Raw genomic sequence first — 3,939 nt, forward strand, 5'->3', positions numbered from 1 at the left:
CCGACTCATGACCGGTCCTCCCGGAAGCGGCCGTACGGCTCCGTGTGGGTGCCGTCCACGCGCACGGCCGGCCGAGCGCCCCCGAGGGCATCAGGGATGAACGGCAGCTGGGCACGCGCCGTCACGGTGACGACGATCGACGACCCGGGACTGAGGCACGGGCCCCCGGTGCACCGCAGGCGGACGTCGGTCATGCCGGTCTCGATCCGGTGGTCCTCGAGGACCAGCTGCGCCGCCCGGCGGGCACGCCGCTCGGCGACCGGCGGGCTCGGCGCCTGGACGTACGCACGCCCGGCCGCCCGGCCGGCGGCGCTCACGCCGTACGCAGACCGCTGGACCTCGAAGACGGAGAGGACCACGTACAGGAGCGGAACCAGGAGAAGGAGCGCGAGCCACGTGGTCTCGACCACCGCGGACCCGCTCTCTCGTCCGAGGTCACGAGTCCTCCCTCGCGTCCTCATCCGATCTCCGTCACGGCCCGGCCGACGCCTTCGACGTCGACGGTGGACCCGAAGATCCCCAGCGCGGGGACGCTGGCGCGTACGCGGACCATGACGACGGGCTGTCCGTGGACGGAGGCCCGCTCCGCCCGGACGTCACCGGCGTACCGGGCGGAGAGCGCTCGAGTGATCTGTGATCGGGCTCGCGACACCCCCGTCTGGAGTGAGGCGCCGTCCCGCGACGCCGCGCGAGCACCGTCGGCAGCAGCAGCGGTGACCGTGTTGCGGACGTGGAGGACGAGCCCCACCTGGACGATCGCCAGCACGAGTGGGACCAGCACCACCATCACGAGACAGAACTCGGCGACGGCCGACGCCTCCTCGTCCCCACGTGGATCGCCGCGGCGGCGCGCGACGCTCATCCCCCGACGGAAGCCAGAGCAGCCTGGAGCATCGCCTTCAGCTGTGGCCCGGCCAAGGCGGTCAATCCGGCGACGAGACCGGCCGACATGACGGTGATCATCACCCACCCCGGGACGTCGCCGCGTTCGCCGCGACGGCGGACGCGCTCACGCACCCCCGAGCGCGGCGGGCATCCGAGACGACGGTGCAGGGTTGCGAGCTGCATGGGCACTCCTCTGGAGTTCATGGCGTGGTGACGGACAGGCTGACCAGGCCGGGATAGAAGGCGAAGAGGACGGTGACGGGCAGAACGAGGAACACCACCGGCACGAGCATCAGCACCTCGCGCCGTGCGCCGGACTCGACCAGCTCGCGGCGGCCGGCCTCTCGGACGTCCGCGGCCTGTGCGTGCAGGACGTCGACCAGCGGCGTCCCCCGCTCGACCGCGACGGCGAGCGTCTCGGCGAACCGTGCGACCGCGGGCACGCCCGTACGAGCAGACAAGTCGTCGAGCGCATCGGCCAACGGTCGTCCGGTCCGGACGTCGGCGACGACCGTGCGAAGGTCCCGCGACATGGCGCCGTTGCTCACGTCTGCGACGCGTTCCAGGGCTGAGACAGGCCCCTCTCCTGCGGCGACGGCCAGTGCGAGCAGGTCCGCAAGAGTCGGGAACTCACGGGTGACCCGTTCCTCGTGGCGCTGGACCTCGTGGGTGAGCGCAAGGTCGCGGGCGAGAACACCGGCGACCCCGGCGGCCACGCAGAGGATCAGCCCCGCAAGGGGCCGGACGTCGGCCACCATCCCCCAGGAGAGAAGGACCGCCGCCGACGCCCCGAAGGCCGCGACCCCCCACACGACCTGGCTCGCCCGGAACTCCTCGAGCGTGCTCGTCGAGGCCTGTCTGCGGAGACGCCTGCGGACCGAGGCGCTGCCTCCCAGCACCCGCTCGACCACGCCCGCCGTACGGCGCACTGCCGGGCCGAACACTGCTCGACCGGCAGCCCACGACTCGGCCCCCTCGCGGGGGGCCGGCATGCCGACCGTGACGTCGCGGACAAAGGGCTCGATGCGGCTCACCAGGGAGGGGCGCTGCCGCAACCGCGCGACGCGCACGAGCTCGAGCAGCCCGATCGCGACGCCGGCGGCGAGGAGCGCACCGAGAAGCGGCGCCGTCACCGCAGCACCCGCGGCTCACGTGGAAGACGCCCGATGAGCAGCATCAACCGATAGGCGAGGACACACACGGCGAGGCCGATGACGAGCAGCGCGAGTCCCGTGCCGGATCCGAACCGGGTGATCGCGTCGCGCTGCAAGGACATCAGTCCGAGGACGATCCAGGGCGCCGACACCGCCAGACGCGCACCGTTGATGGTCCAGGCCTGCCGTGCGACGAGTTCACCGCGCGTGCGTAGATCGTCGCGCAGGAATCCCGACAATGTCCGCAGCATCCTCCCGAGATCGCCGCCACCGACGTCTCGAGCCACGCGCAACGCTTCGACGACGCGGTCTCCGACCGGATCGGCAAGCCGTGCCTTGAGTCCGTCGAGGCACTCGGCGAACCGGCCGCTCGCCTGGTAGTCACGGGCGAACGCAACGAAGGGCTCTCGAAGCGGCTCGGGGCCGCGCTCCCCCAGCCCCGAGATCGCCTCCGGCAAGGACATGCCAGCGCGCACCGCCGACGCCAGATGATCGACGGCTTCCGGCCAGGCCGCCGCCCGCTCCTCGGCTACCCGGCTGGCGCGACCGCGGATCACGGCAAGCGGGACATACGCCGCGCCGATGCCGGCGACCAGTGCCACCGTGGGCGTCGCCGTGACGAGCAGAGCGAGGACGAGTCCGACCAGACCGCACGCGGCACACACCGCAATGAGTCCTCGTGCGGTGGTGCCGGGGGCACCCGCCCGTGCGAGAAGCTCATCCAGGCTTCCCCTCCGGCGTCCCCGCGCGCCGTCCCGAGCGGGGGCGGTCACCCCGGACCAGACCAGGAGCGCCCCCACCCCGATCCCGAGCCCGAGCACGTAGCCCATCAGTCCTCCGTCCGCAGGAGCGCCGACACGTCGATCCCGGCCTGGACGAACCGCTCGGTGCGAGCCGGCGTGCCACTCGCCCGGACCAGCACCCCGTCGCGATGGACGAACAAGGACTCCGTCTCTATGACGTCGTTCTCGACCCGCCCACTGACGGCCGCGATCTCCCGCACCGTCCGCCGTCCCTGCGCGTCCATGCCCAGATGGACCACGTGGTCCACGCAGGTCGCGACCGTGGGCACGACGAACCGCGCAGAGATGTTCTCACCAGCGAGCAGGGGGAGCGTGCACATCTTGACCAGCGCCTGCCGTGCCGACGACGCGTGCAAGGTCGCCATCCCCGGAAGACCTGCGTTGAGTGCGAGCAGCAGGTCGAAGCACTCCTCCGAGCGCACCTCCCCGATCACCAGTCGTGACGGGCGCATGCGCAGCGCTTCCTTCACCAGCGTCCGGAGCCGGATCTCTCCCGTGCCCTCCAGCCCGGCCTGTCTCGTCTGGAGCGCGACCCAGTCGGGATGGGCGAACCGCAGCTCGAAGACTTCCTCGGCCGACACGATCCGCTCCGTCCCCGGAACCTCGGCGGCGAGTGCGTTGAGGAACGTCGTCTTGCCGGCCTGGGTGCCTCCGGAGACGAGCACGTTGTGCCCCGACACCACGCTCGCCCTCAGGAAGGCCGCAGCGTGCTCGCTCAGCGCGCCGGCGGCGACCAGGTCCCCCAGACCGCGGAAGCGCGCGACGAACTTGCGGACGTTGACCGCGGCGAATCCGCGCGAGATCCCCTCCAGCACCACATGCAGGCGATGACCTCCCGGAAGCGTCGCATCCACGAACGGCTGGCTCAGATCCAACCGCCGGCCACTGGTCGCCAGCATCCGCTCGACCAGCTCACGCACCTCGACCGGGCCGAGGATCACCGACGTCAGCTCGTGCCTGCCCCCACGCGCCACAAAGACCCGCGACGGCTCGTTGATCCAGATCTCCTCGACCTCCGGATCATCGAGGTACGGCTGGAGCGGCCCGAGGCCGGACACCGCGGCGACCAGCTCGCCGACCGTCGCGTCAGGATCGGT

At 71.7% G+C, this 3,939-nt stretch carries 6 protein-coding genes; all 6 read right to left on the reverse strand.

The features are described 5' to 3' along the window. Positions 1-5 precede the first annotated feature (5 nt). Complete coding sequence (locus PV363_RS16410; protein WP_301022899.1) at positions 6-410, reverse strand: hypothetical protein; 405 nt, start codon at positions 408-410, stop codon at positions 6-8. A 47-nt stretch (positions 411-457) separates the two neighbouring features. Then, positions 458-862, reverse strand: coding sequence for a TadE/TadG family type IV pilus assembly protein (locus PV363_RS16415; protein ID WP_220341836.1), 405 nt, complete (start codon positions 860-862; stop codon positions 458-460). Beyond that, positions 859-1,068, reverse strand: coding sequence for a hypothetical protein (locus PV363_RS16420; RefSeq protein ID WP_301022900.1), 210 nt, complete (start codon positions 1,066-1,068; stop codon positions 859-861). Before PV363_RS16420 ends, PV363_RS16415 begins: the two co-directional genes overlap by 4 nt. A 17-nt stretch (positions 1,069-1,085) precedes the next feature. Continuing rightward, a complete protein-coding gene (locus PV363_RS16425) occupies positions 1,086-2,018 on the reverse strand; it encodes a type II secretion system F family protein (protein ID WP_220365053.1) in 933 nt (310 codons plus the stop codon). After that, a complete protein-coding gene (locus PV363_RS16430) occupies positions 2,015-2,641 on the reverse strand; it encodes a type II secretion system F family protein (protein WP_301022901.1) in 627 nt (208 codons plus the stop codon). Before PV363_RS16430 ends, PV363_RS16425 begins: the two co-directional genes overlap by 4 nt. A 227-nt stretch (positions 2,642-2,868) precedes the next feature. Beyond that, positions 2,869-3,939 (reverse strand): ATPase, T2SS/T4P/T4SS family (locus tag PV363_RS16435; RefSeq protein ID WP_301022902.1); only part of this gene is annotated, 1,071 nt, incomplete at its 5' end.

It is taken from the genome of Mumia sp., assembly GCF_028803055.1.
GTDB lineage: Bacteria > Actinomycetota > Actinomycetes > Propionibacteriales > Nocardioidaceae > Mumia.

Coding starts and splice junctions, on each gene's coding strand:
- PV363_RS16415 (WP_220341836.1), bottom strand. CDS start 862: ATGAGCGTCGCGCGCCGCCGCGGCGATCCACGTGGGGACGAGGAGGCG.
- PV363_RS16420 (WP_301022900.1), bottom strand. CDS start 1,068: ATGCAGCTCGCAACCCTGCACCGTCGTCTCGGATGCCCGCCGCGCTCG.